Annotated in this window: 15 protein-coding genes and 3 tRNA genes; 15 read left to right on the top strand and 3 right to left on the bottom strand. The window is 69.5% G+C overall.

Annotated elements, in window-relative coordinates:
* Positions 1-915: hydrolase (locus ACSNOD_RS04215; protein WP_436765345.1), on the bottom strand; the 915-nt coding region annotated here is incomplete at its 3' end.
* Positions 916-1137: 222 nt separating this feature from the next.
* Between ACSNOD_RS04215 and ACSNOD_RS04210 the strand changes: the two genes are divergently transcribed.
* From ACSNOD_RS04210 to ACSNOD_RS04185, 6 genes are all read left to right on the top strand, one after another.
* Positions 1138-1210, top strand: a tRNA-Thr gene (locus ACSNOD_RS04210).
* A 46-nt stretch (positions 1211-1256) separates the two neighbouring features.
* Positions 1257-1329, top strand: a tRNA-Met gene (locus ACSNOD_RS04205).
* An 89-nt stretch (positions 1330-1418) separates the two neighbouring features.
* On the top strand, positions 1419-1583 hold the full coding sequence (rpmG, locus tag ACSNOD_RS04200) for a 50S ribosomal protein L33 (protein WP_004571794.1): 165 nt from the start codon (positions 1419-1421) through the stop codon (positions 1581-1583).
* Positions 1584-1688: 105 nt separating this feature from the next.
* Positions 1689-2141, top strand: a complete 453-nt coding sequence (locus ACSNOD_RS04195) for an FAS1-like dehydratase domain-containing protein (protein ID WP_436765344.1) — start codon at positions 1689-1691, stop codon at positions 2139-2141.
* 5 nt (positions 2142-2146) lie between these two features.
* Entirely contained in the window at positions 2147-2575 is a 429-nt protein-coding gene (locus tag ACSNOD_RS04190; RefSeq protein ID WP_436765343.1) for a MaoC family dehydratase, read from the top strand.
* Between the two features lie 86 nt (positions 2576-2661).
* A complete protein-coding gene (locus ACSNOD_RS04185; RefSeq protein WP_436765342.1) occupies positions 2662-3735 on the top strand; it encodes a UDP-N-acetylmuramate dehydrogenase in 1074 nt (357 codons plus the stop codon).
* Positions 3736-3782: 47 nt separating this feature from the next.
* Here the strand turns inward: ACSNOD_RS04185 and ACSNOD_RS04180 are convergent, their stop codons facing one another.
* Positions 3783-4826, bottom strand: a complete 1044-nt coding sequence (locus ACSNOD_RS04180; RefSeq protein ID WP_436765341.1) for an adenosine deaminase — start codon at positions 4824-4826, stop codon at positions 3783-3785.
* A gap of 146 nt (positions 4827-4972) precedes the next feature.
* The gene (locus tag ACSNOD_RS04175) at positions 4973-6208 is read right to left on the bottom strand and encodes a pyridoxal phosphate-dependent aminotransferase (RefSeq protein WP_436765340.1); all 1236 of its coding nucleotides are present in this window, start codon (positions 6206-6208) and stop codon (positions 4973-4975) included.
* Positions 6209-6426: 218 nt separating this feature from the next.
* Between ACSNOD_RS04175 and ACSNOD_RS04170 the strand changes: the two genes are divergently transcribed.
* The 9 genes from ACSNOD_RS04170 to ACSNOD_RS04130 all read left to right on the top strand — a co-directional run bounded on the left by ACSNOD_RS04170 (position 6427) and on the right by ACSNOD_RS04130 (position 18974).
* Positions 6427-6499, top strand: a tRNA-Trp gene (locus ACSNOD_RS04170).
* 110 nt (positions 6500-6609) lie between these two features.
* On the top strand, positions 6610-6900 hold the full coding sequence (gene secE, locus ACSNOD_RS04165) for a preprotein translocase subunit SecE (protein WP_436765339.1): 291 nt from the start codon (positions 6610-6612) through the stop codon (positions 6898-6900).
* Positions 6901-6994: 94 nt separating this feature from the next.
* Complete coding sequence (gene nusG, locus ACSNOD_RS04160) at positions 6995-7891, top strand: transcription termination/antitermination protein NusG (protein ID WP_436765338.1); 897 nt, start codon at positions 6995-6997, stop codon at positions 7889-7891.
* 185 nt (positions 7892-8076) lie between these two features.
* Complete coding sequence (gene rplK / locus ACSNOD_RS04155; protein ID WP_436765337.1) at positions 8077-8511, top strand: 50S ribosomal protein L11; 435 nt, start codon at positions 8077-8079, stop codon at positions 8509-8511.
* Positions 8512-8585: 74 nt separating this feature from the next.
* Entirely contained in the window at positions 8586-9308 is a 723-nt protein-coding gene (gene rplA, locus ACSNOD_RS04150) for a 50S ribosomal protein L1 (protein WP_436765336.1), read from the top strand.
* Between the two features lie 474 nt (positions 9309-9782).
* A complete protein-coding gene (rplJ, locus tag ACSNOD_RS04145) occupies positions 9783-10340 on the top strand; it encodes a 50S ribosomal protein L10 (protein WP_436765335.1) in 558 nt (185 codons plus the stop codon).
* A gap of 114 nt (positions 10341-10454) precedes the next feature.
* The gene (gene rplL, locus ACSNOD_RS04140) at positions 10455-10841 is read left to right on the top strand and encodes a 50S ribosomal protein L7/L12 (protein WP_436765334.1); all 387 of its coding nucleotides are present in this window, start codon (positions 10455-10457) and stop codon (positions 10839-10841) included.
* A gap of 601 nt (positions 10842-11442) precedes the next feature.
* A complete protein-coding gene (gene rpoB / locus ACSNOD_RS04135) occupies positions 11443-14928 on the top strand; it encodes a DNA-directed RNA polymerase subunit beta (protein ID WP_436765333.1) in 3486 nt (1161 codons plus the stop codon).
* A gap of 134 nt (positions 14929-15062) precedes the next feature.
* Positions 15063-18974, top strand: coding sequence for a DNA-directed RNA polymerase subunit beta' (locus ACSNOD_RS04130; protein WP_436765332.1), 3912 nt, complete (start codon positions 15063-15065; stop codon positions 18972-18974).
* The last annotated feature ends 260 nt before the right edge of the window (positions 18975-19234 follow it).

Below are 19234 nucleotides of genomic sequence, written 5' to 3'. Positions count from 1 at the left end.
CGGCTGCGCCCGAGGAGCCGGCCGCGCCCGGGGCGGCGGCCGCGCCGCCCCCCGGGGCATCGCCCCGCAGTCGCCCTGCGGCAGGAGGACCACCGTCACCCCCGCCGCCGCCAGCTGGTCCGCGACCCGGCGGGCCACCTCGCCCGGCAGCCGCCCGAGCCCGCCGCACGGCCCGATCGTCACCCCCGGCCGCAGCCCGCCGGCCATGGCGGCCAGCCGGGCCAGCCGGGCCGGGTCGTCCCCGGCGGTGTGCAGGTCCACCGGCAGCCCGTGCTCGGCCGCGATGCCCAGCACCGCCTCCGTGTAGCCGATGGGGTCCGGGTCGAGGTCCGGACAGCCGCCGATCACCGAGGCGCCCATCTTGGCCGCGTCCCGCAGCACCGCGAGGCCGTCCGCCCCGGCGGCGCCCGTCAGCAGCCCGGGGACGGCCACCGCCGACAGCTCGGTGAGCCCCCGCAGCGCCCGGCGGGCCTGGAGCACCGCCTCCAGGGAGCGCAGCCCGTGCACATCGCCCACCCGCACATGGCCGCGGAGCGCGGTCGCGCCGTGCCCCAGCTGGAGCAGCGCGGCCTCGGTGGTGCGCCGCTGCACGTCCTCGGGGGCGTACGACACGGGGGCGCCGCGGCCGGCGGGCCCGTCGGCCGCCGCGGTCAGCGCGGTGTCGCAGTGCGCGTGCGGCTCGGCGGGGGCGGGCAGCAGCAGATAGCCGTCGAGGTCGAGGCGGGAGCCGAGCGCCCCCTCCGCGGTGAGGCTGCCGGCCGTGCCCACGGCCTCGATGCGGCCCCCGCTGAGCCGTACGTCCACGGCCCGGCCGTCGGCGAGCCGGGCGCCGCACAGCACCAGCGCGCCGGTGTCGGGGACCGGCCCGCCCTCGCTCCTCGGGGGCTGCGGCTGCTGCGGCTGGCTGTCGGGCATCGCGCTCCTGGCGTGCGAGTGCGGGTGGTCGGTTCCGCCACGGACGGATGACGGACCGCGCGGCCTGTGACGACCGACCCTAGGGCGCGCCGGCGCCGCCGCCCGGGAACCGCCCGGCGGGGGGCGAATAGTCGTACCGGTGTGGTCCCGCGAGGCCGCTGGGGCGCCGTCCGGATACGGATTTCACCTTCGGCGGCCAACCGTGTAATGTCTTCATCGCTCGCCCCAATAGCTCAGTCGGCAGAGCGTCTCCATGGTAAGGAGAAGGTCAACGGTTCGATTCCGTTTTGGGGCTCTGATGTGTGAGGCTCCCGCCCTCGGGCGGGGTCCGATCGCATCGCAGCGGTGTAGCTCAGTCGGTAGAGCAAGCGGCTCATAATCGCTGTGTCACCGGTTCAAGTCCGGTCACCGCTACTCGAAAGTAGCCGATTGTGGGGTCGGTCCTTCGATCGGCTACTCTTTCCTGCGTTAATCCGTCCACCCGTCCGTCAAGGAGCACTCACGTGGCTGCCACCGACGTCCGCCCGAAGATCACGCTGGCCTGCGTGGAGTGCAAGGAGCGGAACTACATCACCAAGAAGAACCGGCGCAACGACCCGGACCGTCTTGAGATGAAGAAGCACTGCCCGCGTTGCAACGCGCACACCGCGCACCGCGAGACGCGATAAGTACAGGCTCGTACCCGAGGCCGTCCCCTGCACTGGGGGCGGCCTCGTGTCGTTGGAGCAGGACGACTCACTTTTCCGATCACTTTTCCGAAAGGTGCCGAGCAGATGGCGCTCGACCAGTCCTTTGTGGGGCGGAGCTACCCGCCCACCGCGCCGTACGAGGTAGGCCGGGAGAAGATCCGTGAATTCGCCGAGGCCATCGGCGACGAGCACGCCGCTTACCGCGACCGGGACGCGGCCGAGGCGCTGGGCCACCCCGATGTGATCGCCCCGCCGACCTTCGCCTTCCTGATCACCTACCGGGCCGCCGGCGTGGTCGTCCGCGACCCGGAGCTGGGCCTGGACTACAGCCGGGTGGTCCATGGCGACCAGCGGTTCGTCTACACGCGCCCGGTGCGCGCCGGCGACCGGCTCTCCGTGACCTCCACCATCGAGTCGATCAAGTCGCTGGCCGGCAACGACGTGCTCTCCATCCGCGGCGATGTGCACGACGAGAACGGCGAGCACGTGGTGACGGCGTACACGAAGCTGGTGGCGCGCGCCGCCGAGGAGGGCTGAGACCGATGGCCGCGACGATTTCCTACGACGACGTCGAGGTCGGCACCGAGCTGCCGGCGCGGACCTTCCCCGTGACGCGCGCCACGCTCGTCGAGTACGCGGGCGCCTCCGGCGACTTCAACCCGATCCACTGGAACGAGAAGTTCGCCACCGAGGTCGGCCTGCCGGACGTGATCGCCCACGGCATGTTCACCATGGCCGAGGCGATCCGCGTGGTCACCGACTGGGCCGGCGACCCCGGGGCGATCGCCGAGTACGGGGTGCGCTTCACCAAGCCGGTCGTGGTCCCCAACGATGAGAAGGGGGCGACGATCGAGGTCAGCGGCAAGGTGGCCGCCAAGCTGGACGACCGCGTCGTCCGCGTCGACCTCACGGCCGTCAGCGACGGCCAGAAGGTGCTGGGCATGGCCCGCGCCCTGGTCCGCCTCGCCTGATCGGCCACCGACCACCGATCACCGGCTTCCCGGCCACGGGGGCCGCTCCGCGTCCGGCGCGGAGCGGCCCCCGTACCCTTGTGCGCGTGCAGGAACTTCACGATGCCCCGCTCGCCCCGCTGACCACCTTCCGGCTGGGCGGCCCCGCGCGCCGCCTTCTGACCGCGACCACCGACGCCGAGGTGATCGACGCGGTCCGGGAGGCCGACGCGGCCGGCACCCCGCTGCTGATCATCGGCGGCGGCAGCAACCTCGTCATCGGGGACCACGGCTTCGACGGCACCGCCCTGCGCATCGCCACCACCGGCTTCGAGCTGACCCCGGCGGCCGGCGGCCGCGGCGCCCGGCTGGAGCTGGCCGCCGGCGAGAACTGGTCCGACGCCGTGGCCCGCACCGTCGAGGCCGGCCTGGCCGGCATCGAGTGCCTCGCCGGCATCCCCGGCTCCGCCGGCGCCACCCCCATCCAGAACGTCGGCGCCTACGGCCAGGACGTCTCCGCCACGATCACCGAGGTCGTCGCCTACGACCGGCGGGCGGGGGAGACCGTGACGATCCCCGCCGCCGACTGCTCCTTCGCCTACCGGCACAGCCGCTTCAAGGACGACCCAACCCGCTACGTGGTGCTCCGCGTCCGCTTCGAGCTGGAGGACGCCGCCGGGCTCTCCGCGCCCGTGAAGTACGCGGAGGTCGCCCGTGCCCTCGGCGTCGAGCAGGGCGACCGGGTGCCCGTGGCCCGGGCCCGCGAGACCGTGCTCAAGCTGCGCGCCGGCAAGGGCATGGTCCTCGACCCCGAGGACCACGACACCTGGTCGGCCGGGTCCTTCTTCACCAACCCGATCCTCCCCGCGGCGGCGTACGAGGCGTTCCTCGCCCGCGTCGCCGAGCGGCTCGGGCCCGATGTGGCGCCGCCCGCCTACCCGGCGGGGGAGGGGCTCGTGAAGACCTCCGCCGCCTGGCTGATCGAGCGGGCCGGCTTCACCAAGGGGTACGGGGACGGGCCGGCCCGGATCTCCGGCAAGCACACCCTCGCCCTCACCAACCGCGGCGCGGCCACCACCGAGGACCTGCTGGCGCTGGCCCGCGAGGTGAGGGACGGCGTCCGGGCGGCCTTCGGGGTCACGCTGGTCAACGAGCCGGTGACGGTCGGCGTCAGCCTCTGAGGGCCCCACCGGGCCCCCGGAGGACGCTGCCGCGGCCCCGGGTCCCGCTACGCCGCCAGCCAGGCGTCGACGCCCGCCAGCAGCTTTCGCCGCACGTCCTCCGGCGCCGCCGACCCCCGTACGGACTGCCGCGCCAGCTCCGCGAGCTCCTCGTCCGTGAACCCGTGGTGCTCGCGCACCAGCGCGTACTGGTCCGCCAGCCGGGACCCGAACAGCAGCGGGTCGTCCGCGCCCAGCGCCATGGGCACCCCCGCGTCGTACAGCGTCCGCAGCGGCACGTCCGCCGGCTTGTCGTAGACGCCGAGCGCGACGTTGGACGCCGGGCACACCTCGCAGGTGATGCCCCGCTCGGCGAGCTTGCGCAGCAGCCGGGGGTCCTCCGCGGCCCGCACGCCGTGGCCCACGCGGCTCGCGTGCAGATCGTCCAGGCAGTCGCGGACGCTGCTCGGGCCCGCCAGCTCGCCGCCGTGCGGGGCGGCCAGCAGCCCGCCCTCCCGGGCGATCGCGAACGCCCGGTCGAAGTCGCGGGCCAGCCCGCGCCGCTCGTCGTTCGAGAGGCCGAAGCCCACCACGCCCCGGTCCGCGTAGCGCACCGCGAGCCGGGCCAGCGTCCGCGCGTCCAGCGGGTGCCGGGTGCGGTTGGCGGCCACCAGCACCCGTATGCCGATCCCGGTGTCCCGGGCCGCCGTCTCCACCGCGTCGAGGATGACCTCCATCGCGGGGATCAGCCCGCCCAGCCGGGGCGCGTACGAGGTGGGGTCGACCTGGATCTCCAGCCAGCCGGAGCCGTCGCGGGCGTCCTCCTCGGCCGCCTCGTGCACCAGCCGCCGGATGTCGTCGGCGGACCGCAGGCACGAGCGGGCGATGTCGTACAGCCGCTGGAAGCGGAACCAGCCGCGCTCGTCGGTCGCCCGCAGCTTGGGGGGCTCGCCGCCGCTGAGCGCCCCGCTCAGCGCCTCCGGGAGGTGCACGCCGTACTTGTCGGCGAGCTCCAGGAGCGTGCCGGGCCGCATCGACCCGGTGAAGTGCAGATGGAGATGGGCTTTGGGCAGGCTGCGAAGGTCCCGGGCGGGGGCGGCGGAGTGCAACATCCCCAGATCCTGCCGTACGGGCCCCCGGGACCGGTAGGGGATTCCCTGAACGGGGGGTTGCCCGAAAACGTGCCCGAGAGGATTTTTGAAAACGCGTGCGGGGCCCCGAAGGGCCCCGCACGTGAGGTGAGCGGCGAGCGCGGCGGCTAGCGCGCCTCGCCCAGCAGCTTCTGCAGCCGGGAGACGCCCTCGACCAGGTCCTCGTCGCCCAGCGCGTAGGACAGCCGCAGATAGCCCGGGGTGCCGAACGCCTCACCGGGGACGACGGCCACCTCGGCCTCCTCCAGGATCAGCTCGGCCAGCTCGACGCTGGTCGCCGGCCGCTTGCCGCGGATCTCCTTGCCGAGCAGGTCCTTGACCGACGGGTAGACGTAGAACGCGCCCTCCGGCTCGGGGCAGACGACGCCGTCGATCTCGTTGAGCATCCGCACGATCGTGCGGCGGCGGCGGTCGAAGGCGACCTTCATCTCCTCGACGGCCGTCAGATCGCCGGAGACGGCGGCCAGCGCGGCCATCTGCGCCACGTTGGAGACGTTCGAGGTGGCGTGCGACTGGAGGTTGGTCGCGGCCTTGACCACGTCCTTCGGGCCGATGACCCACCCCACGCGCCAGCCGGTCATGGCGTACGTCTTCGCCACGCCGTTGACCACGACGCACTTGTCGCGCAGCTCGGGGACGACCACGGGCAGCGAGGCGAACTCGGCGTCGCCGTAGACCAGGTGCTCGTAGATCTCGTCGGTCAGCACCCACAGGCCGTGCTCGGCGGCCCAGCGGCCGACGGCCTCGACCTGCTCGCGGGAGTACACCGCGCCCGTCGGGTTGGACGGCGACACGAACAGCAGCACCTTGGTGCGGGGCGTACGGGCGGCCTCCAGCTGCTCGACCGAGACGCGGTAGCCGGTCGTCTCGTCCGCGACGACCTCCACCGGGACACCGCCGGCGAGCCGGATCGACTCGGGGTAGGTGGTCCAGTACGGGGCCGGGACGATGACCTCGTCACCCGGGTCGAGGATGGCGGCGAACGCCTCGTAGATCGCCTGCTTGCCGCCGTTGGTCACCAGGACCTGGGACGCCTCGACCTCGTAGCCGGAGTCCCGCAGCGTCTTCGCGGCGATCGCGGCCTTGAGCTCGGGCAGCCCGCCGGCCGGGGTGTAGCGGTGGAACCTCGGCTCACGGCACGCCGCGACGGCGGCGTCCACGATGTAGCCGGGCGTCGGGAAGTCGGGCTCGCCCGCACCGAAGCCGATCACCGGGCGCCCGGCGGCCTTGAGGGCCTTCGCCTTGGCGTCGACGGCGAGCGTCGCGGACTCGGAGATCGAGCCGACACGGGCCGAGACCCGGCGGTCGGTCGGGGACGACTGGGGTGGGGTAGCAGCGGTCATACAGGCATCGTCCCAGACGGCCCGGCGCCCGGGCACGTGGCCCGCTCGAGCACCCGCGGCGGGGCCGGGGGGCGGCACCCGCGGCGGGGCCGGTCCGTTCCTGTTCGACGCCCGGCCTCCGACCACGTACACTCATGCGTCGTTGGTCCTCACCGGCCGCTTCCCGTTCCGGGCACTTAGTGCATCCGGCCGGATGCTGTACGTTGGGGTCACCGCAAAGGGTCGTAGCTCAATTGGTAGAGCACTGGTCTCCAAAACCAGCGGTTGGGGGTTCAAGTCCCTCCGGCCCTGCTACACGCATCTTCGCCAGGATGTGTGCGCACATGTACGTACTGCAACGCACCGCCGTGCGGCTCCACCCGGGCGCGGCACGGCCACGACCCGGATTCAGGTGAGGACGAGTGACGGAAGCCCTGGGCTCCACCGCGACGCCTGAAAGTGGTCGTCCTGAGGACGAGGTCGCGACGAAGAAGGGTCGCCGGGGCGGCAGACGCGGCAAGAAGGGCCCTCTGGGCCGGCTCGCGCTCTTCTACCGTCAGATCGTCGCGGAGCTCCGCAAGGTCGTCTGGCCGTCTCGCAGCCAGCTCTCGACGTACACCACCGTGGTGATTGTCTTCGTCGTCGTCATGATCGGTCTGGTGACCGTGATTGACTTGGGATTCTCCGAAGCCATCAAGTACGTCTTCGGCTGACGCCGCGGAGGGTAGACCCTTAAGTGGGGGAGCCCCCGTGGGAGGCGTCCTCATCACACGTTCCACCCCTTGAAGCCAGGAAGAAGCAGCCACCGTGTCTGACCCGAACCTGAACGACGCCATCGAGCCCGAAGAGGGCGAAGAGGCTGCGGCGACGGCCGACGCGGCCGAGGTTGCTGCGGAGCGCGAAGAGGACCTCGACGACGACGCGCTCGACATCCTCGAGGGTGCCGACGAGGTCGACCAGGCGGAGGCCGCCGACGAGAGCGCCGGCGAGCCCGCCGAGGTCGCCGCCGTCCACGTCGAGGACGAGGCCACCGCCGAGGCCGAGGTGGCCGAGGACACGGCCGCCGAGGGGATCGCCGAGCCCGCCAAGGACCCGATCGAGGCCCTCCGCGAGGAGCTGCGCTCCCTGCCCGGCGAGTGGTACGTGATCCACACCTACGCGGGCTACGAGAACCGCGTGAAGACCAACCTCGAGCAGCGCGCCGTCTCGCTCAACGTCGAGGACTACATCTTCCAGGCCGAGGTGCCGCAGGAGGAGGTCGTCCAGATCAAGAACGGCGACCGCCGCACCGTCCGCCAGAACAAGCTCCCCGGCTACGTCCTGGTGCGCATGGACCTCACCAACGAGTCCTGGGGCGTCGTCCGCAACACCCCCGGCGTCACCGGCTTCGTCGGCAACGCCTACGACCCGTACCCGCTGACCCTGGACGAGATCGTCAAGATGCTCGCCCCGGAGGCGGAGGAGAAGGCCGCGAAGGCCGCCGCCGAGGAGGCCGGCCTGCCGGCGCCCAGCCGCAAGGTCGAGGTCCAGGTGCTGGACTTCGAGGTCGGCGACTCGGTCACCGTCACCGACGGCCCGTTCGCCACGCTCCAGGCGACCATCAACGAGATCAACGCCGACTCCAAGAAGGTCAAGGGCCTGGTGGAGATCTTCGGCCGCGAGACCCCGGTCGAGCTCAGCTTCGACCAGATCCAGAAGAACTAGTCCCTCACCGGACCGGTCCTTCCTCGGACCACCAGCCACCGACCAGGTCAGACAGGCTTTGAGAAGCCCGTCTGACCTGCTCGGTTTTTAGCCGCACGGCCATACCCGTTATCGTTGTGCGGTATGCCTCCATCCGGATGAACCGGGTGGAAGCGAATCACCTCTCACTAGGACCCGGAGAGAGCATGCCTCCCAAGAAGAAGAAGGTCACGGGGCTGATCAAGCTCCAGATCCAGGCCGGCGCCGCGAACCCGGCCCCGCCGGTCGGCCCCGCGCTGGGTCAGCACGGCGTCAACATCATGGAGTTCTGCAAGGCCTACAACGCCGCGACCGAGTCGCAGCGTGGCATGGTCGTGCCGGTGGAGATCACGGTCTACGAGGACCGCTCCTTCACCTTCGTCACCAAGACTCCGCCGGCCGCCAAGCTGATCCTCAAGGCCGCGGGTGTGGAGAAGGGCTCCGGCGAGCCGCACAAGACCAAGGTCGCCAAGATCACCCGCGACCAGGTCCGCGACATCGCCAGCACCAAGATGCCCGACCTGAACGCCAACGACCTGGACGCCGCCGAGAAGATCATCGCCGGCACCGCCCGTTCCATGGGCATCACGGTCGAGGGCTGATCAGCCACCTCCCCCTGTGGTAGGGCCAGGCGCTGGCCCGCACCACAACTCCATACGCACCCTCAGGAGCAGTAGTGAAGCGCAGCAAGACTCTTCGCAACGCGGACGCGAAGGTCGACCGGGAGCGTCTGTACGCCCCGCTCGAGGCCATCCGTCTCGCCAAGGAGACCTCCTCCACCAAGTTCGACGCCACCGTCGAGGTCGCCATGCGTCTGGGCGTCGACCCGCGCAAGGCGGACCAGATGGTCCGTGGCACCGTGAACCTTCCGCACGGCACCGGTAAGACCGCCCGGGTCCTGGTCTTCGCGACCGGCGACCGTGCCGAGGCCGCGCGTGCCGCGGGCGCCGACATCGTCGGTGCCGACGAGCTCATCGACGAGGTGTCGAAGGGCCGCCTGGACTTCGACGCCGTCGTCGCCACCCCGGACCTCATGGGCAAGGTCGGCCGCCTGGGCCGCGTGCTCGGTCCCCGTGGTCTGATGCCGAACCCCAAGACCGGCACCGTGACCCCGGACGTGGCCAAGGCCGTCACGGACATCAAGGGCGGCAAGATCGAGTTCCGCGTCGACAAGCACTCGAACCTGCACTTCATCATCGGCAAGGTGTCGTTCGATGAGAAGGCGCTGGTCGAGAACTACGCCGCGGCGCTCGAGGAGATCAACCGTCTGAAGCCGTCCGCCGCCAAGGGCCGCTACATCAAGAAGGCCACCGTGACCACCACGATGGGCCCCGGCATCCCCCTGGACGCCAACCGCACCCGTAACCTCCTCGTCGAGGAGGACCCCGCCGCCGTCTGATCCTCCGGGACAGTCGCAGCGGGTCACGCGTGACGAGTCGGGCCCCGCGCTCCTTCGGGAGGGCGGGGCCCGACTCGCGTTCCGGGGGTCGTACGAGGGCCGGCGGCGGTCTCGTACAGGGGCCGGCGGCGGTCTCGTAAGGGGCCCGCGGTGGGCTCGTACGAGGGCCGGCGGGAGGGCGCGCGGGCCGCGCCACGGTCGGCGAGAGGCCCGATTTGCCGGACCGCGCGGCCGTCGCGTAAGGTGTGCGAGAAGCCAAAGACCGCTGGTCGTTGCCTGCCCCTGGATGGGGTCGGTGGCCGAAGGAATCCGCTAGCTGCGGATCGACCCGCGCAGGTGACTGTGGAAGAACTCCCGGGCGTTGTCACGTCCGGTCGAGTCCGCCCCGTGCGCCTGCGCCGGGGCGTTTCGTTTTGTTCAGTCTCCTTCTTCGTGCCGATGCGGTCAGAATCACCCGGAAGGAGGCCGAGGCTCATGGCGAGGCCCGACAAGGCTGACGCGGTTGCCGAGCTGACGGACAAGTTCCGCAGCTCGAACGCCGCCGTGCTGACCGAGTACCGCGGTCTCACCGTGGCTCAGCTCAAGCAGCTGCGCCGTTCGCTCGGTGAGAACGCCCAGTACGCCGTGGTGAAGAACACGCTGACCAAGATTGCGGCCAACGAGGCCGGGATCACTTCGCTCGACGACCAGTTCAACGGTCCGACGGCGGTCGCCTTCGTCACCGGTGACCCGGTGGAGTCGGCGAAGGGTCTTCGTGACTTCGCCAAGGAGAACCCGAACCTCATCATCAAGGGCGGTGTCCTTGATGGCAAGGCGCTGACCGCCGATGAGATCAAGAAGCTCGCGGACCTCGAGTCCCGCGAGGTTCTGCTCGCCAAGCTGGCGGGTGCCATGAAGGCGAAGCCGTCCCAGGCGGCCGCGCTCTTCCAGGCCCTGCCGTCGAAGCTCGTCCGCACCGTGGACGCGCTTCGCGACAAGGTCGAGCAGGGCGGTGCCGGTACGCCGGCTCCCGCCGAGGCCGACGCCGAGTAACTCACTCGCGCGGTCGCAGCGGGCCGTGTCTACGAAGTGCTGTCGCAAGGCAGACGCCCGCCCAAAACATGCTGTACATCCGGCACCAGCCGATTTAGTGGAAGGACCGCCATCATGGCGAAGCTCAGCCAGGAAGACCTGCTCGCGCAGTTCGAGGGCATGACCCTCATCGAGCTCTCCGAGTTCGTGAAGGCGTTCGAGGAGAAGTTCGACGTCACCGCCGCCGCCCCGGTCGCCGTTGCCGCCGCCGGTGCCCCGGGCGCCCCGGCCGCCGAGGCCGCCGAGGAGAAGGACGAGTTCGACGTCATCCTCACCGGTGCCGGCGACAAGAAGATCCAGGTCATCAAGGTCGTGCGTGAGCTGACCTCCCTGGGCCTGAAGGAGGCCAAGGACCTCGTCGACGGCACCCCGAAGCCGGTCCTCGAGAAGGTCAACAAGGAGCAGGCCGACAAGGCCGCCGAGTCCCTCAAGGCCGCCGGTGCGGCTGTCGAGGTCAAGTGACCTCAGGGAGTCGACCGACTCTTTCAGGTGACCCGAGGACCCCGGCGTGAGCCGGGTGCCTCGGTGCGCCGACCGAAGGGCGATCACCCGCACGGGTGGTCGCCCTTCGGCGTACGCTGACGGCTGCCTTGCCCCCCGGTCCGGGCCAGGTATGGTGATCTTCGTTGCCCGGCCCGCGGGACACCGGAAGCCGGTCCCGAGGGCGGGGGGCCTTGACGAACGGCACGCAGCGCGCAATTCTCAGGACGCGTCGTCACACCGATCCGGTATCCGAGGCATGGATCGAAGACGAAGAGGGAAGCATCGATATGCGCTTCCAGCGCGTGGCATGGGGCAGGCGTTGAAGAACAAAGGAGGGGGCGACCCCTCACCGGAGGGAGAGATCGCTCTGTCGGTCTCCGGGAATCCGCTCTGGACATCAGTGGGCCAAGTGGCTACACTGACCCTTTGCGCTGCCTGTTAGCTGCTCCCTGCCCGTCACCAGGGGCATGCCCACCCTCGAGCATCACCGAAAGAGTGTCCTGACCAGGGATTTCTCAGTGTGCTCGGGATTGGGACCGGTACGCGCGTAGTGAGTCCGAGCCCTCGGAAGGACCCCCTCTTGGCCGCCTCGCGCAACGCCTCGACTGCCAATACGAACAACGGCGCCAGCACCGCCCCGCTGCGCATCTCCTTTGCGAAGATCAAGGAGCCCCTCGAGGTTCCGAACCTCCTTGCGCTGCAAACCGAGAGCTTCGACTGGCTGCTCGGCAATGCCGCCTGGAAGGCTCGCGTCGAGTCGGCCCTGGAGCGGGGGCAGGACGTCCCCACCAAGTCCGGGCTGGAGGAGATCTTCGAAGAGATCTCCCCGATCGAGGACTTCTCCGGGTCGATGTCGCTGACCTTCCGCGACCACCGCTTCGAGCCGCCGAAGAACTCGATCGACGAGTGCAAGGAGCGGGACTTCACCTACGCGGCGCCGCTCTTCGTCACCGCCGAGTTCACCAACAACGAGACCGGTGAGATCAAGTCCCAGACGGTCTTCATGGGCGACTTCCCGCTCATGACGCCCAAGGGCACTTTCGTGATCAACGGCACCGAGCGTGTCGTGGTGTCCCAGCTGGTCCGCTCGCCGGGTGTCTACTTCGACTCCTCCATCGACAAGACGTCCGACAAGGACATCTTCACCGCCAAGATCATCCCGTCCCGGGGTGCCTGGCTGGAGATGGAGGTCGACAAGCGCGACATGGTCGGTGTCCGCATCGACCGCAAGCGCAAGCAGTCCGTCACCGTTCTGCTGAAGGCTCTGGGCTGGACCACGGACCAGATCCTCGAGGAGTTCGGCGAGTACGAGTCCATGCGCGCCACCCTGGAGAAGGACCACACCCAGGGCCAGGACGACGCGCTGCTCGACATCTACCGCAAGCTGCGTCCGGGCGAGCCGCCGACCCGTGAGGCCGCGCAGACGCTGCTCGAGAACCTCTACTTCAACCCGAAGCGCTACGACCTCGCGCAGGTCGGCCGCTACAAGGTGAACAAGAAGCTCGGTGGCGCCCAGCCGCTGGACGCCGGTGTGCTGACCGTCGAGGACATCATCGCGACGATCAAGTACCTGGTGCAGCTGCACGCCGGCGAGACCGAGACGGTCGCCGAGAACGGCCAGACGATCGTCGTCGAGACCGACGACATCGACCACTTCGGCAACCGCCGTCTGCGCAACGTGGGCGAGCTCATCCAGAACCAGGTCCGCACCGGCCTGGCCCGTATGGAGCGCGTCGTCCGCGAGCGGATGACCACCCAGGACGTCGAGGCGATCACGCCGCAGACCCTGATCAACATCCGGCCGGTCGTCGCCTCCATCAAGGAGTTCTTCGGCACCAGCCAGCTGTCCCAGTTCATGGACCAGACCAACCCGCTGTCGGGTCTGACCCACAAGCGCCGTCTGTCGGCGCTGGGCCCGGGTGGTCTGAGCCGTGAGCGGGCCGGCCTGGACGTCCGTGACGTGCACCCCTCGCACTACGGCCGCATGTGCCCGATCGAGACGCCGGAAGGCCCGAACATCGGCCTGATCGGCTCGCTCGCCTCGTACGGCCGGGTCAACGTCTTCGGCTTCATCGAGACGCCGTACCGCAAGGTCGACGAGAACGGCCGGGTCACGGAGGAGGTGCACTACCTCACCGCCGACGAGGAGGACCGCTACCTCATCGCGCAGGCCAACGCGCCGCTGACCGAGGAGCAGACCTTCGCCGAGTCCCGCGTGCTGGTGCGCCGCCGCGGTGGCGAGGTCGACCTCGTCGCCCCCGGCGAGGTGGACTACATGGACGTCTCGCCGCGCCAGATGGTGTCGGCCGCGACCGCCATGATCCCCTTCCTCGAGCACGACGACGCCAACCGCGCGCTCATGGGATCGAACATGATGCGCCAGGCCGTTCCGCTGATCAAGGCGGAGTCGCCGCTGGTCGGCACCGGCATGGAGTACCGCTGCGCGGTCGACGCCGGCGACGTCATCAAGGCCGAGAAGGCGGGTGTGGTCCAGGAGGTCTCCGCGGACTACATCACCGTCGCCAACGACGACGGCACCTACACCACCTACCGGGTGGCCAAGTTCAACCGCTCCAACCAGGGCACCTCCTTCAACCAGAAGGTCGTCGTGGACGAGGGCGCGCGCGTCGTCGTCGGCCAGGTGCTCGCCGACGGTCCCTCCACGGACCAGGGCGAGATGGCGCTCGGCAAGAACCTGCTGGTCGCGTTCATGCCGTGGGAGGGCCACAACTACGAGGACGCGATCATCCTGTCGCAGCGCCTCGTGCAGGACGACGTCCTCTCCTCGATCCACATCGAGGAGCACGAGGTCGACGCCCGTGACACCAAGCTGGGCCCCGAGGAGATCACCCGGGACATCCCGAACGTCTCCGAGGAGGTCCTCGCCGACCTCGACGAGCGCGGCATCATCCGGATCGGTGCCGAGGTCGTCGCCGGCGACATCCTGGTCGGCAAGGTCACGCCCAAGGGTGAGACCGAGCTGACCCCCGAGGAGCGCCTGCTCCGCGCGATCTTCGGTGAGAAGGCCCGTGAGGTCCGTGACACCTCGCTGAAGGTCCCGCACGGCGAGACCGGCAAGGTCATCGGCGTGCGCGTGTTCGACCGCGAGGAGGGCGACGAGCTTCCCCCGGGCGTGAACCAGCTGGTCCGCGTCTACGTCGCCCAGAAGCGCAAGATCACCGACGGTGACAAGCTCGCCGGCCGGCACGGCAACAAGGGCGTCATCTCGAAGATCCTGCCGGTCGAGGACATGCCGTTCCTGGAGGACGGCACCCCGGTCGACATCATCCTCAACCCGCTCGGTGTCCCGTCCCGAATGAACCCGGGACAGGTCCTCGAGATCCACCTCGGCTGGCTCGCCAGCCAGGGCTGGAAGGTCGAGGGCGACGAGGACTGGATGAAGCGCCTCAAGGTCATCGGCGCCGACGAGGTCGAGCCCGGCACCAACGTGGCCACCCCGGTCTTCGACGGTGCCCGCGAGGACGAGATCGCCGGTCTCTTCGAGGCCACGATCCCGAACCGCGACGGCGAGCGGATGGTCCTGCCCTCCGGCAAGGCCCGGCTGTTCGACGGCCGCTCCGGCGAGCCGTTCCCGGACCCGATCTCGGTCGGGTACATGTACATCCTCAAGCTGCACCACCTGGTGGACGACAAGCTGCACGCCCGGTCCACCGGTCCGTACTCGATGATCACCCAGCAGCCGCTGGGTGGTAAGGCCCAGTTCGGTGGCCAGCGCTTCGGCGAGATGGAGGTGTGGGCCCTGGAGGCCTACGGCGCCGCCTACGCCCTTCAGGAGCTGCTGACCATCAAGTCCGACGACGTCACCGGCCGCGTGAAGGTCTACGAGGCCATCGTCAAGGGCGAGAACATTCCGGAGCCCGGCATCCCCGAGTCCTTCAAGGTGCTCATCAAGGAGATGCAGTCCCTGTGCCTCAACGTGGAGGTGCTGTCCTCGGACGGCATGTCCATCGAGATGCGCGACACCGACGAGGACGTCTTCCGCGCTGCGGAGGAGCTCGGTATCGACCTGTCCCGGCGCGAGCCGAGCAGCGTCGAAGAGGTCTGACGGGTCTGACCGGGGCTCCTGTTCAAGGAGCCCCGGCCTCCCCCGGAGCCGCGGGCGCGGCATCGGGGGGACCCCCATCCGGACCCCCAGTCAGACCCCTGAAGACACGACCCCGAAAGAGGGATTGACGACAAGTGCTCGACGTCAACTTCTTCGACGAGCTGCGGATCGGCCTGGCCACCGCTGACGACATCCGTCAGTGGTCCCACGGCGAGGTCAAGAAGCCGGAGACCATCAACTACCGCACCCTCAAGCCCGAAAAGGACGGACTCTTCTGCGAGAAGATCTTCGGTCCTACCCGGGACTGGGAGTGCTACTGCGGCAAGTACAAGCGCGTCCGCTTCAAGGGCATCATCTGTGAGCGCTGTGGCGTCGAGGTCACCCGCGCCAAGGTGCGCCGTGAGCGGATGGGCCACATCGAGCTCGCCGCACCCGTCACCCACATCTGGTACTTCAAGGGTGTTCCGTCGCGGCTGGGCTACCTGCTCGACCTCGCCCCGAAGGACCTCGAGAAGGTCATCTACTTCGCCGCCTACATGATCACGTGGGTGGACGAGGAGCGCCGCACCCGCGATCTGCCGTCGCTGGAGGCCCACGTCTCCGTCGAGCGCCAGCAGATCGAGCAGCGCCGCGACGCCGACCTGGAGGCCCGCGCCAAGAAGCTCGAGGCCGACCTGGCCGAGCTCGAGGCCGAGGGCGCCAAGGCCGATGTGCGCCGCAAGGTGCGCGAGGGCGCCGAGCGCGAGATGAAGCAGCTCCGTGACCGCGCCCAGCGCGAGATCGACCGCCTGGACGAGGTCTGGAACCGCTTCAAGAACCTCAAGGTCCAGGACCTCGAGGGCGACGAGCTGCTCTACCGCGAGCTGCGCGACCGCTTCGGCACCTACTTCATGGGCGGCATGGGCGCCGCGGCGCTCCAGAAGCGCCTGGAGTCCTTCGACCTGGAGGAGGAGGCCGAGCGGCTCCGCGAGATCATCCGGACCGGCAAGGGCCAGAAGAAGACCCGTGCGCTCAAGCGCCTCAAGGTCGTCTCCGCCTTCCTGCAGACCCGCAACAGCCCCAACGGCATGGTGCTGGACTGCGTCCCGGTGATCCCGCCGGACCTGCGTCCGATGGTGCAGCTGGACGGTGGCCGCTTCGCGACCTCCGACCTGAACGACCTGTACCGCCGTGTGATCAACCGCAACAACCGACTGAAGCGTCTGCTCGACCTCGGTGCCCCCGAGATCATCGTGAACAACGAGAAGCGGATGCTCCAGGAGGCCGTCGACGCGCTGTTCGACAACGGCCGCCGCGGTCGCCCGGTCACGGGCCCCGGCAACCGCCCGCTGAAGTCCCTCAGCGACATGCTGAAGGGCAAGCAGGGTCGTTTCCGGCAGAACCTGCTCGGTAAGCGAGTCGACTACTCGGCGCGTTCCGTCATCGTCGTCGGCCCGCAGCTCAAGCTGCACCAGTGCGGTCTGCCCAAGGCCATGGCGCTGGAGCTCTTCAAGCCGTTCGTGATGAAGCGCCTGGTGGACCTGAACCACGCGCAGAACATCAAGAGCGCGAAGCGCATGGTCGAGCGCGGCCGCACGGTCGTGTACGACGTGCTGGAAGAGGTCATCGCCGAGCACCCGGTGCTGCTGAACCGTGCGCCGACGCTGCACCGTCTGGGCATCCAGGCCTTCGAGCCGCAGCTGGTCGAGGGCAAGGCCATTCAGATTCACCCGCTCGTCTGCACCGCGTTCAACGCGGACTTCGACGGTGACCAGATGGCCGTGCACCTGCCGCTGTCCGCGGAGGCCCAGGCCGAGGCCCGCATCCTGATGCTGTCCTCGAACAACATCCTCAAGCCGGCCGACGGCCGGCCGGTGACCATGCCCACCCAGGACATGGTGCTGGGTCTGTTCTTCCTCACCACCGACGAGGAGGAGCGGGAGGTCAAGGGCGAGGGCCGGGCGTTCGGCTCCGTCGCCGAGGCGATCATGGCGTTCGACGCCCGCGAGCTCTCGCTCCAGGCCAAGATCGACATCCGCTTCCCGATCGGCACCGTCCCGCCGCGTGGCTGGACCCCGCCGGTCGCCGAGGGGGACGGCGAGGGCACGGCCGAGCAGTGGCAGCAGGGTGACAGCTTCCGGCTGCGCACCACCCTGGGCCGCGCGCTCTTCAACGAGCTGCTGCCCGAGGACTACCCGTTCGTCGACTACTCGGTGGGCAAGAAGCAGCTCTCCGAGATCGTCAACGACCTCGCCGAGCGCTACCCCAAGGTCGTCGTGGCCGCCACGCTCGACAACCTGAAGGCGGCGGGCTTCTACTGGGCCACCCGCTCCGGCGTCACCGTCGCCATCTCCGATGTCGTGGTCCCCGAGGCCAAGAAGCACATCATCGAGGGCTACGAGGCGCAGGACGAGAAGGTCCAGAAGCAGTACGAGCGCGGCCTGATCACCAAGGACGAGCGCACCCAGGAACTGATCGCGATCTGGACCAAGGCGACCAACGAGGTCGCCGAGGCGATGAACGAGAACTTCCCGAAGACCAACCCGATCTTCATGATGGTCGACTCGGGTGCCCGTGGAAACATGATGCAGATGCGTCAGATCGCGGGTATGCGTGGTCTGGTGTCCAACGCGAAGAACGAGACCATCCCGCGGCCGATCAAGGCGTCGTTCCGCGAGGGTCTCTCCGTGCTGGAGTACTTCATCTCCACCCACGGTGCCCGTAAGGGTCTCGCGGACACCGCGCTCCGTACCGCGGACTCGGGTTACCTCACCCGTCGTCTGGTCGACGTCTCCCAGGACGTGATCATCCGCGAGGAGGACTGCGGCACCGAGCGCGGCCTCAAGCTGGCGATCGCCTCCCGCGGCGCCGACGGCGTGCTGCGCAAGGCGGACGACGCCGAGACCACCGTGTACGCGCGCTGCCTCGCCGAGGACATCGTCGTCGACGGCAAGGTGCTGGCCCCGGCCGGCACCGACCTGGGCGACGTCCTCATCGACGAGCTCGTGCGCCACGGCGTGGAGACGGTCAAGACCCGCTCGGTCCTCACCTGCGAGTCCGCCGTCGGCACCTGCGCCATGTGCTACGGCCGCTCGCTGGCGACCGGCAAGCTGGTGGACATCGGCGAGGCGGTCGGCATCATCGCCGCCCAGTCCATCGGTGAGCCCGGCACCCAGCTGACGATGCGTACCTTCCACACCGGTGGTGTGGCCGGTGACGACATCACCCAGGGTCTGCCGCGTGTCGTCGAGCTCTTCGAGGCCCGTACCCCCAAGGGTGTGGCGCCGATCTCGGAGGCGGCCGGCCGCGTCCGGATCGAGGAGACCGAGAAGACCAAGAAGGTCGTCGTCACCCCGGACGACGGCTCGGACGAGGTCGCCTACGGCGTCTCGAAGCGCGCCCGTCTGCTGGTGGGCGAGGGCGACCACGTCGAGGTCGGCCAGCCGCTGACCATCGGCGCGGTCAACCCGCACGACGTGCTCCGCATCCTGGGTCAGCGCGCCGTCCAGGTCCACCTGGTCGGCGAGGTCCAGAAGGTCTACAACTCGCAGGGTGTGTCGATCCACGACAAGCACATCGAGATCATCATCCGGCAGATGCTCCGCCGCGTGACGATCATCGAGTCCGGCGACGCCGAGCTGCTGCCGGGCGAGCTCGTGGAGCGCTCGCGCTTCGAGTCCGAGAACCGTCGTGTGGTCCAGGAAGGCGGCCACCCGGCCTCCGGCCGTCCGCAGCTGATGGGTATCACCAAGGCGTCGCTGGCCACCGAGTCGTGGCTGTCGGCGGCGTCCTTCCAGGAGACGACCAGGGTCCTGACCGACGCGGCGATCAACGCCAAGTCGGACTCCCTGATCGGCCTCAAGGAGAACGTGATCATCGGTAAGCTCATCCCGGCCGGTACGGGCCTGTCCCGCTACCGCAACATCCGGGTCGAGCCGACCGAGGAGGCGAAGGCCGCGATGTACTCGGCCGTCGGTTACGACGACATCGACTACTCGCCCTTCGGCACGGGCTCCGGCCAGGCGGTCCCGCTGGAGGACTACGACTACGGGCCGTACAACGGCTAGTAGCACCGGCGTCAGCGAAGCGGCCCCCCTTCTTCGGAAGGGGGGCCGCTTCGTCGTGTCGGGGGCTTTGTTCGGCCGGCGGGAAATGCGGGCATCCGGCCCCGGCCCGGACCCGGAATTCAGCGGAAAGTCATATGAGCGGAGTGGGTCCCGCGTCGGGACGCCGCCTCCGTACCGCCCATCGGCCCTGGTCGGGGCGGTGGGCGCGGAGAGGCAACCACCACCCGCCGCCCCGGCGTCTTTTCGTACAGAAGCCCCGA

Origin of the sequence: Streptomyces sp. URMC 123 (assembly GCF_051386515.1) — a bacterium.
Classification (GTDB): Bacteria; Actinomycetota; Actinomycetes; order Streptomycetales; family Streptomycetaceae; genus Streptomyces.
Note: the sequence above shows the minus strand (reverse complement) of the source record. Positions and strands in the feature narration are given on the sequence as shown.

Bases quoted from the DNA above. Each gene is read 5' to 3' on its own strand.
- rplK (WP_436765337.1), top strand. From the start codon at position 8,077: ATGCCTCCCAAGAAGAAGAAGGTCACGGGGCTGATCAAGCTCCAGATC.
- ACSNOD_RS04190 (WP_436765343.1), top strand. From the start codon at position 2,147: ATGGCCGCGACGATTTCCTACGACGACGTCGAGGTCGGCACCGAGCTG.
- rplJ (WP_436765335.1), top strand. From the start codon at position 9,783: ATGGCGAGGCCCGACAAGGCTGACGCGGTTGCCGAGCTGACGGACAAG.
- ACSNOD_RS04175 (WP_436765340.1), bottom strand. From the start codon at position 6,208: ATGACCGCTGCTACCCCACCCCAGTCGTCCCCGACCGACCGCCGGGTC.
- ACSNOD_RS04180 (WP_436765341.1), bottom strand. From the start codon at position 4,826: ATGTTGCACTCCGCCGCCCCCGCCCGGGACCTTCGCAGCCTGCCCAAA.
- ACSNOD_RS04195 (WP_436765344.1), top strand. From the start codon at position 1,689: ATGGCGCTCGACCAGTCCTTTGTGGGGCGGAGCTACCCGCCCACCGCG.
- rplL (WP_436765334.1), top strand. From the start codon at position 10,455: ATGGCGAAGCTCAGCCAGGAAGACCTGCTCGCGCAGTTCGAGGGCATG.